At 65.2% G+C, this 14,963-nt stretch carries 15 protein-coding genes and 1 pseudogene; 4 read left to right on the top strand and 12 right to left on the bottom strand.

Annotated features, from left to right (window positions below; genetic code table 11):
* Positions 1–178: 178 nt before the first annotated feature.
* Positions 179–643, bottom strand: coding sequence for a hypothetical protein (locus WCE05_RS24500; protein WP_225788132.1), 465 nt, complete (start codon positions 641–643; stop codon positions 179–181).
* A 376-nt stretch (positions 644–1,019) separates the two neighbouring features.
* On the opposite strand from WCE05_RS24500, the gene WCE05_RS24495 reads away from it, so the two are divergent.
* The gene (locus tag WCE05_RS24495) at positions 1,020–1,646 is read left to right on the top strand and encodes a response regulator transcription factor (RefSeq protein ID WP_225788133.1); all 627 of its coding nucleotides are present in this window, start codon (positions 1,020–1,022) and stop codon (positions 1,644–1,646) included.
* A 46-nt stretch (positions 1,647–1,692) separates the two neighbouring features.
* Here the strand turns inward: WCE05_RS24495 and WCE05_RS24490 are convergent, their stop codons facing one another.
* The 8 genes and pseudogenes from WCE05_RS24490 to metG form a co-directional block, all read right to left on the bottom strand.
* Positions 1,693–1,869, bottom strand: coding sequence for a PA3496 family putative envelope integrity protein (locus WCE05_RS24490; protein WP_225788134.1), 177 nt, complete (start codon positions 1,867–1,869; stop codon positions 1,693–1,695).
* Positions 1,870–1,973: 104 nt separating this feature from the next.
* On the bottom strand, positions 1,974–2,612 hold the full coding sequence (gene nth / locus WCE05_RS24485) for an endonuclease III (RefSeq protein WP_225788135.1): 639 nt from the start codon (positions 2,610–2,612) through the stop codon (positions 1,974–1,976).
* Positions 2,613–2,616: 4 nt separating this feature from the next.
* Positions 2,617–3,141, bottom strand: coding sequence for an Rnf-Nqr domain containing protein (locus tag WCE05_RS24480; protein ID WP_253081546.1), 525 nt, complete (start codon positions 3,139–3,141; stop codon positions 2,617–2,619).
* Positions 3,134–3,736, bottom strand: a complete 603-nt coding sequence (locus WCE05_RS24475) for an RnfABCDGE type electron transport complex subunit G (protein WP_368816742.1) — start codon at positions 3,734–3,736, stop codon at positions 3,134–3,136. Before WCE05_RS24475 ends, WCE05_RS24480 begins: the two co-directional genes overlap by 8 nt.
* Positions 3,733–4,704 carry an RnfABCDGE type electron transport complex subunit D gene (locus tag WCE05_RS24470; RefSeq protein ID WP_225788138.1) on the bottom strand — a complete coding sequence of 324 codons (972 nt, stop codon included), beginning with the start codon at positions 4,702–4,704 and terminating at the stop codon, positions 3,733–3,735. Before WCE05_RS24470 ends, WCE05_RS24475 begins: the two co-directional genes overlap by 4 nt.
* A 25-nt stretch (positions 4,705–4,729) precedes the next feature.
* Positions 4,730–5,533, bottom strand: a pseudogene (locus WCE05_RS24465) (RnfABCDGE type electron transport complex subunit B); the annotation flags it as partial.
* On the bottom strand, positions 5,530–6,078 hold the full coding sequence (locus tag WCE05_RS24460; RefSeq protein WP_368816741.1) for an Rnf-Nqr domain containing protein: 549 nt from the start codon (positions 6,076–6,078) through the stop codon (positions 5,530–5,532). The pseudogene WCE05_RS24465 and the gene WCE05_RS24460, both read right to left, overlap by 4 nt.
* A 222-nt stretch (positions 6,079–6,300) precedes the next feature.
* On the bottom strand, positions 6,301–8,340 hold the full coding sequence (metG, locus tag WCE05_RS24455) for a methionine--tRNA ligase (RefSeq protein ID WP_225788140.1): 2,040 nt from the start codon (positions 8,338–8,340) through the stop codon (positions 6,301–6,303).
* 158 nt (positions 8,341–8,498) lie between these two features.
* Here metG and apbC point away from each other — a divergent pair, with 158 nt between their 5' ends.
* Positions 8,499–9,593: an iron-sulfur cluster carrier protein ApbC gene (apbC, locus tag WCE05_RS24450; protein ID WP_253081548.1), complete on the top strand. Its 1,095-nt coding sequence runs from the start codon at positions 8,499–8,501 to the stop codon at positions 9,591–9,593.
* 128 nt (positions 9,594–9,721) lie between these two features.
* Here the strand turns inward: apbC and WCE05_RS24445 are convergent, their stop codons facing one another.
* Positions 9,722–9,934, bottom strand: coding sequence for a cold-shock protein (locus tag WCE05_RS24445; protein WP_043213073.1), 213 nt, complete (start codon positions 9,932–9,934; stop codon positions 9,722–9,724).
* Between the two features lie 326 nt (positions 9,935–10,260).
* On the opposite strand from WCE05_RS24445, the gene dcd reads away from it, so the two are divergent.
* Both dcd and WCE05_RS24435 read left to right on the top strand, forming a co-directional pair.
* The gene (gene dcd / locus WCE05_RS24440) at positions 10,261–10,827 is read left to right on the top strand and encodes a dCTP deaminase (protein ID WP_043213075.1); all 567 of its coding nucleotides are present in this window, start codon (positions 10,261–10,263) and stop codon (positions 10,825–10,827) included.
* Positions 10,828–10,924: 97 nt separating this feature from the next.
* Complete coding sequence (locus WCE05_RS24435; protein ID WP_225788142.1) at positions 10,925–11,155, top strand: hypothetical protein; 231 nt, start codon at positions 10,925–10,927, stop codon at positions 11,153–11,155.
* A 24-nt stretch (positions 11,156–11,179) separates the two neighbouring features.
* Here the strand turns inward: WCE05_RS24435 and WCE05_RS24430 are convergent, their stop codons facing one another.
* Positions 11,180–12,295, bottom strand: coding sequence for a succinylglutamate desuccinylase/aspartoacylase family protein (locus tag WCE05_RS24430; RefSeq protein WP_225788143.1), 1,116 nt, complete (start codon positions 12,293–12,295; stop codon positions 11,180–11,182).
* Positions 12,296–12,507: 212 nt separating this feature from the next.
* Positions 12,508–14,949: a penicillin acylase family protein gene (locus WCE05_RS24425; RefSeq protein WP_368816740.1), complete on the bottom strand. Its 2,442-nt coding sequence runs from the start codon at positions 14,947–14,949 to the stop codon at positions 12,508–12,510.
* Between the last annotated feature and the right edge of the window lie 14 nt (positions 14,950–14,963).

The raw sequence follows: 14,963 nt of genomic DNA, 5'->3' as shown, positions 1-14,963 counted from the left end.
TGGTTGTTCTTTTTTGTTTATACCCCAGCTTGTGTGGTGCGGTGACACCCAGAGCCTTTATTGTGGTTTGGCGGGGCCCCTGTGGGAGCGGGCTCGCCCGCGAAGGGCCGCAAGGCGGCCCCAATGGCTTAAGTGAACAGCATTACGGCCTTGTGCCGGTTTTTTTCAAGCCCCGGGATCAGCGGGGCGTCCACTTCTCTTCGCCATGCTCCAGGGCGTTCACCGACAGGTGAATGCAGGTCCGGGTATCCAGGTTGTGGAGCACCCAGGTGCGTGCGCGCGCATGAGGCTGGGTCAGGGTCCGCAGGATATGCTGCTCGATCATCTTGCGCGTATCGGGGCCGGATAGCGCAATGGTCATGGCTTTCCGTGCATCGGCCTGATCCGTACTCACCTTCGACGACGAGGCGTCAGCCTGGGCTGCCGGTTCCGGCCGTGCCGGCTGGTACAGCGACCGATAATTGAAGTTCAGGGTGAGAAAAAACAATACCGTCAGGAAAAACGGAAAACCGACCAAGAACCAGGTGTAGATCGTCTGGCTGTTTTCGCTGAGAAACGGCAACGATGCCAAGGCGGACGCCTCGATGATGCCGGCGAAGATGGCGATGATCGTCAGGGGACTGATGGATTCTGTATGCCGCATGGCGCTTGCCTGATTAGCGATTTTTCCTATCTCTATCCCGTTCCCGTTGTGGACGGAAAGATGGATTATTTCCCGCTGAAGCAATACTTCCTTAATTCTGCCCGATTGCAGTTATTAATTACCGATACGACTGGAATATTCCTTCAGTTAGGAAGAACGATACGAACTTGGCCCGGGTAGAAGTCAGTGCTAGCGTTTGGGCATCTTTGAACGGGCGGCCGATGGGACTGCCCTAAAAGCAAGGCTGTAGGATATTTCTCTAACTTATGTAGGCTTCTTCTTTGTCTGGCCGTGTGCCGTAAATCACCGCACCATTCAGTGATGGGCTAAGTTATTGTGGTGCTTCAAATTAGAATAACGAATCAATGGATATCGCATGAATAAAGTGCTTATCGTGGATGATCATCCGGTTATCCGCCTGGCCGTACGCATGCTGATGGAGCGGCATGGTTACGAGGTGGTGGCGGAAGCCGACAATGGTGTGGATGCTTTGCAACTGACCCGGGAGTGCCTGCCCGATATCGTGGTGCTGGATATCGGCATCCCCAGGCTCGATGGGTTGGAGGTCATCGCCCGCATGACCGGTGCCAGTCCGGGGAGCAAGGTCCTGGTACTCACCTCCCAGGCGCCAGGGCATTTCTCGATGCGTTGCATGCAGGCCGGCGCTGCTGGCTACGTATGCAAGCAACAGGAACTGACCGAGTTGCTCAGTGCGATCAAGGCGGTATTGTCCGGATACAGCTACTTCCCCAACCAGGCCTTGCACAAGAGCCGTACCTGCGTGAATGGCGGCAGCGAGAAGGAAATGGTCGAACGTCTCTCCGGCCGGGAGATGATGGTGCTGCAGCAACTGGCGCGCGGCAGGAGCAACAAGGAAATCGCCGACAGCATGTTCCTCAGCAACAAGACCGTCAGTACCTACAAGACCCGGCTGTTGCTCAAGCTCAATGCCCGGTCGCTGGTCGACCTCATCGAACTTGCCCAGCGCCACGACCTGACCTGAAACGCAAAAGCCTCCGCAAGGGAGGCTTTCTCGGGTGTCCGATGGGCTACAGGTCGTAGTCGTAGTCGGCCAGCTGCTTCTGCAGGCGCCGCTCCTCGAGAAGGTTGTCGATGGTGCGGCGTTTGCTCAGGTTGGTCTTCGCGGGTTCCACCGGAGGCTCTACGTCGTCTTCCAAGGTGGTGAGATCATCGTCGATCGACAGGTCGTCTTTATCGGTGCTCATGATTTACTCCAAGCCAAGGGGCCATTGGCCGTCCTTATAGCGAGAAAGCCGAGTCCGGTAAAAAAGATTTTTTCAATCGTATACGCGCGTTTTTCTCTATTGCTTCAATCGTCCGAGGTCTTGTGCTTGTACTCGCACAAATCCTCGATACGGCAGCTTCCACAACGCGGCTTGCGGGCCTGGCAGACATAGCGGCCATGCAGGATGAGCCAATGGTGGGCGTCGAGCAGGTAGTCCTTGGGCACGAACTTGACCAGCTTCTTTTCCACCTCCAGCACCGTCTTGCCGGGGGCGATGCCGGTCCGGTTGCTGACCCGGAAGATATGGGTGTCGACCGCCATGGTCGGTTGCCGGAAGGCAGTGTTGAGCACCACGTTGGCGGTCTTGCGGCCTACCCCGGGCAAGGCTTCGAGCGCTTCGCGGGTCTGGGGTACCGCACTGCCATGCTGCTCGATGAGCAGGCGGCAGGTCTCGATGATGTTCTTCGCCTTGCTGTTGTACAGGCCGATGGTCCTGATGTATTGGCTCAGGCCATCGACCCCCAGGGCATAGATGGCCTCGGGGGTATTGGCGACCGGATACAGGCGGGCGGTGGCCTTGTTGACACCCACGTCCGTCGCCTGGGCGGAAAGGATCACGGCGATCAGCAGTTCGAAGGGGGTGGTATAGGCCAGTTCGGTCTTGGGGTCGGGATTGTCTTCGTGCAGCCTGCGAAAGATCTCCAGGCGTTTGGCGGCATTCATGGGGTCAGAGGCTTCCTTGACGGCGTGAGGGGGCAGGGCCCGGACGCAGACGATTGTACAAGGCCAGCAGCAGGCCGAGCAGTATCAACCCGCCCGGGGCCAGGCTGGCCAGGTGCAGGCCCGGCCCCAGGGTCAGCCATTGGCGGCAGGCGCCGAGCAGCACGTACAGGGCCAGCAGGCCGGCGAGATGGATCGCCAGGTAGCGCCAGCGTGATGCGTCGGGGAGCAGACAGTCCGCTGCCAGGCACTGCACGCTGAGCAGGGCCGGGTAATGACCGAGCGTCAAGGCAAGCGGCAGGGCCCAGGCCCGCAGCCCCAGTTGCAGGCAGCTCGCCAGGGCCGCCAGCAGCAGCAGGCTCGCCAGCAGGCGCGCGGCCCCGGTAAGTGGCGCGCGCAGCGGGGCCATCAGGCCCTGGTGCAGCACCATCAGCACCAGGGTGCTCAGGCCTATCGTGATGGCTTGTGCCAGTGTCGAAGTTGCGCCGAGCAGCGGCACGAGGCTGATGCCCGGCAACCAGAACCTATTCATGGGCGTCTTCCCCCAGCAAGGAGGCACGGTGTTCGTCGAAGTAGCGCAGGGCATCCTGCAGCGCCGCGATCACTGCGCGCGAGGTGACGGTGGCGCCTGCCAACTGGTCGAACTCGCCCTGGTCGCGTTTCAGTGCCCAGCTGCCTGCGCGCGTACGGCCCGAGAACTGCTCCAGCCAATGCGCCTGGGGATCGGCCAGGCGGGCGCCCAGGCCTGGGCTCTCCTGTTGTTCCAGCACCTGTATCCCCAGCAGGCGCCCGTCCGGATCGATGGCGATCATCAGCAGGATCGGCCCGCCATATCCCTGGGTCTGGCTGCGCAGCAGGATAGCGCTGGGTTTGCCGGCTCGTGTCGCGCGGTAGCCGGCCAGCAGCTGGCTGTGGGGCAGGCGCGTAGCGGCCAGGGGCAGGGGCGCTTGCAGGGGCTGGTTGTCGTATCTGTCCTGGGGAAGTGCCGCCAGCCAGCGCCGGGCGTGCAGTTGCTGTTCGGCTTCGGCGATCGGGGCCTGGGTCCACTGGCGCCAGGCCAATGTCACCGCCACGGCCAGGCCGGCGACCAGTGCCAGCAGCACGGCATTGCGCAGCGCCGGCGTCATGGGGTGGCCTGCTGGCGGCGTGCGGCCTGGCGCTCCAGGGCGGGCACGGCAAGGTTCATCAGGAGGATGGCGAATGCCGTACCGTCGGGGTAGTTGCCCCAGGTGCGGATCAGGTAGATGAGCACGCCGGCGCCGAGCCCGAACAACAGCCGAGCCAGGGGGGCCTTGGGGCCCGACACCGGTTCGGTGGCGATGAAGAAGGCGGCCAGCATGGTCGAACCGGAGAACAGGTGCAGCAGCGGCGAGCCGTTGGAGTCGGAGCCCGAACCGTTCCAGCACAGCAGGCTGAACAGGAACAGGCCCGCCAGCAACCCGGCTGGCGCATGCCAACTGATGACCTTGCGCTGCAGCAGGAACAGCCCGCCAAGCAGGAACGCCAGGTTGACCCACTCGCTGTCGCGCCCACCGATGCTGCCGAATCCCGGATGCTGGGCGAACAGTTCCTCGACGGTCAGGCTGCGATTATGGCGCAGGCCGTCGAGCACCGTGGGCTGGGCCCAGGCATCGATCTGCCCGTGGCCGGTGAAGGCCAGTTGCAGGCTGTCCAGGAACCCGCTCGCCTGGCCCGGCCACTGGGTCATCTGCAAGGGAAAGCTCAGGAGAACGAAGGCATAGCCGACCATCGCCGGATTGAACAGGTTGCGGCCGACGCCACCAAAGGCCTGCTTGCCGATGCCGATGGCCACGGTCGCGGCGATGACCGGCAACCACCAGGGCGCATGGGGGGGAAGGGCGACGGCCAGCAGCACGGCGCTGACCAGGGCACTGCCATCGGCCAGTGCCGGCGCCGGGGGCTGGCCGCGCATGGCCAGCAGCAGGGCTTCACAGGCCAGGGCGGTGCCGGCACACAGCAACAGGTTGAACAACACCCCCCAGCCCTGGAGCCAGAACAGGCTCAGCAGGCCCGGCACGCAGGCCAGCAGCACCAGGCCCATGGCCGAGCGCAGGCGTGGGTCAGGCGCTGACATGGCCTGGCCCGGCCAGCAGAGCATCGAGGCGTTGCTGGGCCTGTTCGGCGGCCGCTTCCAAGGCGTGCAGTTGGGCGCGTTGTGCGTCGTTGGGGGTAGCGCCGAAGGCGCTGCGGGCTTTGCTCAACTGCGCGCGGCTCATGGCCGCGGCGATCTTCGCCTGCTTCAGCGTGGCATCGGCATTGGCGGCCTTCTGCGCCTTGACCCGCTCGATGGCCGCCTTGATCGGGTCTTGGAGGGCGGCGCTGTCGGGCGTCGAGACGGCCGCGCCTCGCTGGCGCGCCAGCTGCTGCGCCTGCCGGCGTGCTTCTTCGCGTCGCAACCTGGCATTGCGTTGTTCATGGCGATGACGGGCATGGTCGCGTCGCTGGGTGCGTGCGCTCAATTGCTCGGCGGTACGTGCCAGGCCACTGACGATGGGCACCACATTGTCCGGTACGGCGACCAGGTCGATGCAGTCGACCGGGCAGGGGGCCAGGCACAGGTCGCAGCCGGTGCACTCGCTGGCGATCACCGTGTGCATCAGTTTGGCGGCGCCGACGATGGCATCCACTGGGCAGGCCTGGATGCACTTGGTGCAGCCGATGCATTCGGCTTCGCGGATATAGGCCACCTGGGATGGGGCGCTGCCACGGGTCGGGTCGAGCGCGATCACCGGTACATCCAGCAGTCGTGCCAGTGCGGCGATGGTTTCGTCGCCGCCCGGCGGGCATTTGTTGATCGCCTCGCCAGCGGCCAGCCCCTCGGCGTAGGGGCGGCAACCGGCATGGCCGCACTTGCCGCACTGGGTTTGCGGGAGCAGGGCGTCGATGCGTTGAATCAGGCTCATTGTGTGAATAATCCGTTGAAACCGGAGAAGGCCATGGCCATCACCCCGGCGCCGAGCAACTCGATGGGCAACCCGCGCAGGGCGACGGGCATGTCGATATGATCGCTGCGCTGGCGCAGGTCGTCGAACAGCGCCAGGGCGAGCCAGAAGCCCAGCCCGCCGGCCAGGCCCCAGGCCAGGGTCGCCAGCCATCGTTGCGGGTCGTGGGAGGCCTGCAACAGCAAGCCTAGCAGCACGACAGTGGCCGCCAACGGGGTGGGCATGTGCTCCAGCGGCCAATCAGGCCGCAGGCGTGCCAGCAGGCGTGGCACACCCCAGGCCAGTAGGGCGAGCAGGGGCAGGAACAGGAACAACTGCAACGCCTGCAAGCCCAGCGGCACCAGCACCAGGGCCTGCAGCAGCTGCCCGCAAGTCAGCCCCAAGGCGATCACCAGTGCGCCGGACAGGCCGAGCGCATGGATCCGCAGGCGAGAGACGGGCTCCCTGTGCAGGATCAGGTGAGTGACCAGCGCAGCGCTGACCAGGACCAGGATGTAGTCGCTCATGGGGATGCCGATGGCTGGGAGCTGCCGTCATTAAACATAGCTTATTGAGGTAGCAGAGGGCCTGTGGGGCGGGGCCCTGTGCTGGTCAAGCGGTGCCTTGCAGTCCTGGGGCCGCTTCGCGCCCCATCGCCGGCAAGCTGGCTCCCAGGTATTGCACAAGCCCCGGGGGCGGCGCTTTTCTTGTGGGAGCCGGCAAGCCAGGCCCCACCGGGGCCGTGCTGCCTACTTGATGCGCTGGCCCGGCTTGGCGCCGCTGTCGGGGCTGAGCAGGTAGATTTCCTCGCCGCCAGGGCCGGCCGCCATGACCATGCCTTCGGAGACGCCGAAACGCATCTTCCGTGGCTTGAGGTTGGCCACCATCATGGTCAGGCGACCCTCCAGCTTGGCGGGGTCGGGGTAGGCCGACTTGATGCCGGAGAACACGTTGCGGCGCTCGTCACCGATGTCCAAGGTCAGGCGCAGCAGCTTGTCGGCACCTTCCACGGCCTCGGCCTTGACGATCAGTGCCACGCGCAGGTCGACCGCGGCGAAGGTGTCGAACTCGATCTCGGCCGACAGCGGATCCTTGGCCAGTTCGCCATTGCCGGCCGGAGCTGCCGGTTGGGTGGCGGCCAGGTCTTCCTTGCTGGCGGCGACCATGGCTTCGACCTTGGCTGGCTCGATGCGGCTCATCAGCGCCTTGAACGGGTTGAGCTTGTGGTTTTCCAGGCGCGACAGGTGATCGTTCCAGGTCAGCGGGGCGACGTTGAGGAAGGCTTCGGCATCGGCAGCCAGCACCGGCAGCACCGGCTTGAGGAAGATCACCAGGTGGCGGAACAGGTTGATGCCCTGGGCACAGATGGCCTGGACCTCGTCCTGCTTGCCTTCCTGCTTGGCCAGGGCCCAGGGCGCCTTGTCGGCGATCCAGGCGTTGGCGCGGTCGGCCAGGGCCATGATCTCGCGCATGGCGCGGGCGAAGTCACGGCCTTCGTAGGCCTCGGCGATCGAGGGGGCGGCATTGAGGAACGCCTCGCTCAACTCGGGCGCGGCGTCACCGGCAACCAGTACGCCGTCGTTGCCCTTGTGGATGAAGCCTGCGCAGCGGCTGGCGATGTTGACCACCTTGCCGACCAGGTCGGAATTGACCTTCTGCACGAAGTCGTCCAGGTTCAGGTCGAGGTCGTCGACGCCGCGGCCCAGCTTGGAGGCATAGTAGTAGCGCAGGTATTCCGGGGCCAGGTGGTCCAGGTAGGTGCGCGCCTTGATGAAGGTGCCGCGCGACTTGGACATCTTGGCGCCGTTGACGGTCAGATAGCCGTGCACGTTGATGCCGGTCGGCTTGCGCAAGCCCGAGCCTTCGAGCATGGCCGGCCAGAACAGGGCATGGAAGTTGACGATGTCCTTGCCGATGAAGTGGTACAGCTCGGCCGTGGAGTCTTCTTTCCAGAACGCATCGAAGTCCAGCTCCGGGCGGCGCGCGCAGAGGTTCTTGAAGCTGGCCATGTAGCCGATCGGCGCATCCAGCCAGACGTAGAAGTACTTGCCCGGCTCATCGGGGATCTCGAAGCCGAAGTACGGCGCATCGCGGGAGATGTCCCATTCCTGCAGCCCGGAGTCCAGCCACTCGGCGAGCTTGTTCGATACTGCTTCCTGCAGGGTGCCGCTGCGGGTCCACTGCTGCAGCATGGCCTGGAAGTCCGGCAGCTTGAAGAAGAAGTGCTGGGAGTCACGCAGCTCCGGGGTGGCGCCGGAGATCGCCGACTTGGGGTTCTTCAGCTCGGTGGGCGCGTAGGTGGCGCCGCATTTCTCGCAGTTGTCGCCGTACTGGTCCTCGGCCGCGCACTTGGGGCAGGTGCCCTTGATGAAGCGGTCGGCCAGGAACATGCCTTTCTCGGGGTCGAAATACTGGGTCACCGAGCGGGTGGCGATGTGCCCGGCATCGCGCAGGCGGGTATAGATCAGGCTCGACAGCTCGCGGTTTTCCTCGGAGTGGGTCGAATGGAAATTGTCGAAGTCGACCAGGAAGTCGGCGAAGTCGCCGCTGTGCTCGGCCTGGACATTGGCGATCAGCTGTTCAGGGGTGATGCCTTCCTTCTCGGCGCGCAGCATGATGGCCGAGCCGTGGGCGTCGTCGGCGCAGACATAGATGCACTGGTTGCCACGCAGCTTCTGGAAGCGAACCCACATGTCCGTCTGGATGTACTCGAGCATATGGCCAAGGTGGATGGAACCATTGGCATAGGGCAGGGCGCTGGTGACGAGAATCTGACGTGGCTCGGACATGGTGGCTCGGCTACTTAATCGGCTACGGGTGAAGAACAAGGATGATCGGCCACTATAAAGCGCCGACGAATATATTTCACCCCAAGGACGCATCTGTTGACGACTGACGGGTTAGCATAGGTGCCTGTTCCACATTCGAATTGCCAATGGGAGTCTCCATGAGTGCCGTCACACGTGCCGCCGTCGAAGGCGTGCTTCGCCAGTACACCGACCCCTACCTGAACCAGGATCCGGTCAGCGCCGGCTGCGTGCGCACCATCGATATCCAGGGCGGGCAGGTCAAGGTGCAACTGCAGTTGGGCTATGCCGCCGGGTTGTTCAAGAACGGTTGGGCGCAGGTGCTGGGCACGGCCATCGAGAACCTCGAGGGGGTCAGTGCCGCGCAGGTGTCGATCGACTGCGTGATCGCCGCGCACAAGGCCCAGGCCCAGGTACCGGCGATGGCCAACGTGAAGAACATCATCGCCGTGGCCTCGGGCAAGGGCGGGGTGGGCAAGTCGACCACCGCCGCCAACCTGGCCCTGGCCCTGGCCCGCGAAGGTGCCCGGGTGGGTATTCTCGATGCCGACATCTATGGCCCGAGCCAGGGGGTGATGTTCGGCATCCCCGAAGGTACGCGCCCGCAGGTGCGCGAGCAGAAGTGGTTCGTGCCGATCCAGGCCCACGGGGTGGAAGTCATGTCCATGGCCTTCCTCACCGACGACAACACACCGATGGTCTGGCGTGGCCCGATGGTGTCCGGCGCCCTGCTGCAACTGGTGACCCAGACCGCCTGGGATGATCTGGACTACCTGGTCATCGACATGCCGCCGGGCACCGGCGATATCCAGCTGACCCTGGCGCAGAAGGTGCCGGTGGCCGGCTCGGTGATCGTCACCACGCCGCAGGACCTGGCTTTGCTGGATGCCAAGAAGGGCGTGGAGATGTTCCGCAAGGTCAACATCCCGGTGCTGGGCGTGGTGGAGAACATGGCCGTGCACATCTGCTCCAATTGCGGCCATGCCGAGCACCTGTTCGGCGAAGGGGGCGGCGAGAAGCTGGCGGCGCAGTACGGCGTCGACCTGCTGGCCTCGCTGCCGTTGTCGATGCTGATCCGCGAGCAGGCCGACAGCGGCAAGCCTACCGCCATCGCCGAGCCGCAGAGCCAGATCGCCATGGTCTACCAGGAGCTCGCCCGCCAGGTGGGAGCGCGGATCGTGCTGCAGGAAGCGGCGGCGCCGGCGATGCCGAGCATCACCATCAGCGAGGATTGACGCCTTCGTGGGAGCGCCCCGGTGCCGGTTCTGCTGCTATTGGGGCCGCTTTGCGGCCCATCGCTACAGATTGCAGGCACAAAAAAACCCGCCAATTGGCGGGTTTTTTTGAAGCGCGTAAAGAAGGATTAGCCTTCGATGCGAACTTCTTCAGCCTGCATGCCTTTCTGGCCGCGGGTAGCGACGAAAGTAACAGCTTGGCCTTCTTTCAGGGTTTTGAAGCCGTCAGCCTGGATGGCCTTGAAGTGTACGAACAGGTCGTCACCCGACTGAGGGGTGATGAAGCCGTAGCCCTTCTCATCGTTGAACCACTTGACGGTACCGGATTGGCGGTTGGACATGGTCTGTCTCCTTGGACAAAGTTGGTTGCGGCACAGGAAACGCCCTGGCCGGGACTGAGTGCAAAGAGAGCGGAAAATTCAGCGATGGGCCGATGGGAATCGTGCATCAAACAGAGATTCTCGGTGTCACGTGCAGCACAGTGGCGTCACCTTAACCCACTTTCCGCGACCTGCCAATGGCCAAGAAGCGCTTTGGTGAAATTCGGATCAGTGGCCTGTACAAGCCCCGTCCGACGCGGGATAGGGCGTGGAACTTTAACCCAGGCGCCGGGACCGGTAAGATGCGCGTCTCGTTTTTCACCTTGCACTCTCAGGACACCCCCGCCATGAGCATCAAATCGGACAAGTGGATTCGCCGCATGGCGCAGGAACACGGCATGATCGAGCCGTTCGTCGAGCGCCAGGTGCGCGGCGGCGAGGACAGCCGGGTGATCTCCTTCGGCGTCTCCAGCTACGGCTACGATGTACGTTGCGCCGACGAATTCAAGGTATTCACCAACATCAACTCGGCCACCGTCGACCCGAAGAACTTCGATGCCGGCAGCTTCGTCGACGTCAAGAGCGACGTCTGCATCATCCCGCCGAACTCCTTCGCCCTGGCCCGTACCGTCGAGTACTTCCGCATCCCGCGCAACGTGCTGACCATCTGCCTGGGCAAGAGCACCTATGCGCGCTGCGGCATCATCGTCAACGTCACCCCGCTGGAGCCGGAGTGGGAGGGCCATGTGACCCTGGAGTTCTCCAACACCACGACCCTGCCGGCGAAGATCTATGCCAACGAGGGCGTGGCGCAGATGCTCTTCCTCGAGTCCGATGAAGAGTGCGAAGTGTCCTACAAGGACCGTGGCGGCAAGTACCAGGGCCAACGCGGCGTCACCCTGCCGCGCACCTGAGCCGACGAGCGCGTGGAATTCCGCGCGCGCCCGGCACTCCAATGGTAGAACCGCCCCGGCGCGCATGACGTGCGCCGGCTCTCGCCAGGAGCTGCCGATGAAACTCCATCCTGCCATCAGCGCGAAGCTGGCCGTCCTCCAGCCCAACCAGATCGGGTTGCTGGCATGGTCGCTGCTTGCGCATCCCCCTACGCCGGTACAGGCCGGTGGCGTACCCCACCAGCCCGATCCCGATACACCGCAACCGCCGGAACCCGGCGAAGCCCCACCCATGGAACCGGGTGAACCGACCCTGCCCGACGAGCCGCCACCGTCCCCCGTGGCCTGACGGCCACGGCTGCCTGGGCGAGGCTCAGTTGGCCAGCAGGTAGCCGCTGCGGCAGAGCTGTTGCCCCGCGACGTGGGCGATGACCATCCCCGCCGTGGCCATGCGCCGTACGCTACGGGCATAGAGCAGGCCGGGCTGGGTATTGTGCACGGCCGTCACCCGGTCGCTGAGCGGGTCGATGACCTCGGCGACCAGTTGCCCGGCCTGCAGGTACTGGCCTGGGCTGGCATGGAACACCAGCAGCCCGCCCAGTGGCGCCGTGACCGGCTCCACGGCCGCCAACGGCGTGGCCGGGTGAGCCAGGGGCGGTAGCGGTGCCGCCTGCCCTTCGATCACCCCGGCATGGGTCAGGAAATCCAGTATCGCCTGGCAGTCCTGGCTCGCCAGCGTGTGGTTCACATCCGCCTGGCCGCGCAATTCGATGGTCACCGAGAAGCTGCCCAAAGGGATCGGGAAGCGTTTGCCAAAGCGCTGTTGCAGCTGCCACCAGACCAGGCTGAAGCATTCGTCGAACGACTGGCCGCCGGAGTCGGTGGCCAGCAGGCTGGCCTGGGCGCCGAGGTAGCGCGCCAGGGGCTCGACCTGTGGCCAGGCCTCTGGCGTGGTGTACAGGTGTTCGACCGCTTCGAAGTCGCAGTGCAGGTCCAGCACCATGTCGGCGTCGCAGGCCAGGCGTTGCAGGGTCAGGCGCTGGGATTGCAGCGGCGTGCGTGCCGGGTGGGCATCCAGGCCACGGCGCAGGTACTCGCGGATCAGCGCCAGGTTGTGCGCCGGGTCCTGGGTCAGGTGGCCTTCGATCTGGTCGCCGATGCTGTCCGAAAGGTCGACGAAGTTGCGGTTGAAGTTCTCGCCGCTCTGCAGTTCGAAGCGTCCCAGGGGGGCGTCCAGCAACACCTGCTCCAGGCCCACCGGATTGGCCACCGGCACCAGGATGATTTCCTGCTGCAGGCGCCCTTGCTGTTCCAGTTCGGCCAGGCGCCGCTTCAGGTGCCAGGCCACCAGCATGCCGGGCAGTTCATCGGCGTGTAGCGAGGCCTGGATGTATACCTTGCCGCCACCGCGCGGGCCGAAGTGGAAGCTGTGGAGCTGGCGGGCGATACCCGGGACGGGAGACAGCAGGTCGTGGGTCGAATGGTGCATGGTGGTCCTGACTGGTGACGACAATGGTCTGCGGCATGGGCTTGGCTAGAAGGATAGAAGCATAACTTCGGGCCTTGCGCCTACTCCTCGCGGGCGTGGTGCTGGAACTGGCGTTGCCGGTTCATCCGGCCCATTCGCCGGCAAACCGCATCATGTATGGTCGACTCGCATCCAGTGGGGCTTGCCGGCGATGGGGGGCGAAGCGGCCCCGGTCAACGGCCGGGCACCAGGGTCAGGCGCTGGGTGCCATAGGCGCGGGCGAAGTGCTGTGGCTGCAGCGGCAGGCTCATGAAACGCCCCTGGAACCAGGCATCCAGCCCGTCGGTGTGGTGCCGGCTGGCCGGGTTGCCGGACTGGCCGCTGCTGGTCAGCACCTGCAGCGGTTCAGCCTGGCCGAAGTCGACGATCATGCGTGCCGAGGCCGGCAGTTGGGTGTCGAAGCTGCTGCCCCAGGCATAAGGGGTGAGCGCCAGGGTGCTGAAGTCGCCACCGGCGGCCTGTGGCGAGCGACGGATGGCATCGCCCAGGCCATGGTAGGCCGGCGCCGGCCAGCGGTACTGATGCAGCTTGCCCCATTGCCAGGTACGGCGATCGGCCCCCAATTGGGCGATGCCGGTATCCACCGCCGCCGCCAGGCTGCGCGCGAGTATGCCGGGCTTGTCTTCCTTCTGTGGGGTGCCGCGATCGTCCCAGAACGGGCTGTCCTCGCGGCCCAGCAAGTGATCGGCCTGGGCCGAGTAGGAAAGCCGGGCGTTGCTGACGAAAGCCTGCCACGCCGGGCTGGACTCCGGGCCGAGATCGTCGAGGAAGGTCTGCCGGGCCACTTCCTGGAGGAACAGCTCGTACAGCGCGGCATCTGCCGACACCGGGCTCAGGCGGCCGTCGAACGCCTTGAGCCGGGCCAGGGTATCGCGGGCCTTTTCGCGCTGGTCGGCGGGCAGGGCAGCGATGGCCTGTTCGAGCGGCTGGGCCATGCCGGGGGCCTCGAACATCTGCTTGAGCTTGTCGGCCAGCAGGCTGACCTGGTCGTTCTGCAGCGCCGCCAGGCTGCGGCTGTCGTGGCGGCCGTTCTCGGCCAGCTGGGCCAGGCGCTCGGCGCGCTCGGGGTAGTACCAGGTGTTGGACAACTGCATGCCGTAGCCGCGTGGCAGGCTGCGCTGATTGGCATGGCCGATCCAGCCTGCGGGTGGGTCCTGGTCGTAGGGGTGGAGCATCGGGTCGGCAAAACCGTCCCAGTCGTAGCGCCCGTCCCAGCCTGGGGAGGGCAGCAGGCCTTGGCCTTCGCGACGGTTGGGATAGCGGCCGCTGACCTGCCAGCCGATGTGTTGTGGCTCGGCGAAGACAAAGTTGAGGGCCACGGCGCCGACTTCGCGGGTGCTGTCGAAGGCGCGCTCCACCGTCTGGGCACGGGTCAGGTCGAACAGCGCGTCGAGGCTGCGGTCGCCCTTGGCGAGGGGCAGGTGCAGCGCCAGGCCCAGGCCAGCATTGCCCGGCTGGCCGAGCAGGGTGCCGTGGCGGGTCTCGTACATCACCTCGCGCTGGGGGCGCTGGCCGCGGACGAAGAAGGTCTCGTTGCGCGCCCGGGCGGGTAGCCACTTGCCGTCGGCCAGGTAGTTCAACTGGCTGCCCTGGCGGCGCAGTTGCTCCAGGTACAGGTCCTGGTTGTCGGCCATCACCGCGCTACCGCTCCAGGCCAGCTTGCCGTTGTAACCGGTCAGTACGATGGGCAGGCCAGGCAGCGACAGGCCGGCGACCTGGTACTTGGTGGTGTGGATCTGCACTGGGCTCAGGGCCCAGGTGGCCTGGCTGTCGCTGGCCAGCAGGCTCTTGCCGCTGCGGCTGCGCTGAGGCCCCAGGGCCAGGTTGGCCGATCCGGGGCTGCCAAGCAGGCCGAGGTCGGCGAGCGTCTGCCCGGCCGCCGCCAACGATGCCAGGCCCGGCAGTTGGCGGGTGAGGTCCAGGCCCTTGAGCTTGTCGATCTCGGCTTCGGCCAGCGGTTCGTCCGGGGCGCCGGGCAGCAGCCAGGCCAGCTTGTCGCTGCCGGCCTGCTGGGCCAGGGTCAGGGCGGCCAGTTCTTCCTGCAGGTTCACCGACTGGCTGAAGGCATAGAGGCTGAAGATCAGCGCCGAGTCTTCGGGTTTCCAGTATTCTGGGCGGTAGCCGCTGCGGGCGATGTCGGCCGGCAGCTTGTCGCGGTAGCGGAACAGGTAGGCATTGACGCCGCGAGCATAGACCTCGAAGAAGCGTTGCAGGCGCGGCGAGGCGTCGGCATACAGCTGGCCGGCGCCCTGCTTGAGATTGGCGGCGCGCATCAGCCGGTCGATGTCCAGTGCCTCTGGCCCCGCCAGCTCGGCCAGGCGGCCCTGGGCCAGCAGGCGCATGGCGAGCATCTGGCCGATGCGGTCGCCGGCATGCACATAGCCGAGGCTGAACAGCGCGTCGTGGAAGTTGCTGCTTTCGATCAGCGGCGCGCCCATGGCGTTGCGCCGCACCGAGACGTTCTGCGCCAGGCCCTTGAGCGGTTGTACGCCACTGCTCGGCGGCACGCTGTCCTGGTAGCCACCCAACTGACAGCCACCAAGGCCGAGCAGGCCAAGCAGCACGGCGGTGCCGCCGAAGTGGGGACGGAAGGGCGGAAGAACGGGGGCGGCCATGACAAGGCTCCTGC

The sequence above is a fragment of the Pseudomonas sp. I2 genome (genome assembly GCF_040984075.1).
Lineage (GTDB): Bacteria > Pseudomonadota > Gammaproteobacteria > Pseudomonadales > Pseudomonadaceae > Aquipseudomonas > Aquipseudomonas guariconensis_B.
Note: the sequence above shows the minus strand (reverse complement) of the source record. Positions and strands in the feature narration are given on the sequence as shown.